We start from the raw sequence: 285 nt of genomic DNA, 5'->3' as shown, positions 1-285 counted from the left end.
CAGAGACTCCGGCCAACAACGCCAATCTCCCGATCATTCACACTTCGCACGGCAGCGATCACATCAAGGCGAACATCCTGAATCCTCGCCCGATCTGCAACGCCTGGGAAGATCACCGCACCGTGGTCTACAAGGTGACCGACAACTTCCTGCCGGTAGGCACCATCTCGACCACTAACAAGTCGAAGAGCACTATTCCGCTAAAGCAGTCGCTGTCCAAGTCCCAGTCCATCTCTATCTCGGTCAACGGTTCGCAGAGCGAAACCCTGAGCGTCAACCTGGGCG

General features: G+C 56.8%; 1 pseudogene. It reads left to right on the top strand.

The annotated features are described in order from the left end of the window. Positions 1–285 (top strand): annotated as a pseudogene (locus QP381_RS08960) (hypothetical protein); the annotation flags it as partial.

It is taken from the genome of Pauljensenia sp. UMB6358 (assembly GCF_030216865.1).
GTDB classification, from domain to species: Bacteria; Actinomycetota; Actinomycetes; order Actinomycetales; family Actinomycetaceae; genus Pauljensenia; species Pauljensenia turicensis_A.
Note: the sequence above shows the minus strand (reverse complement) of the source record. Positions and strands in the feature narration are given on the sequence as shown.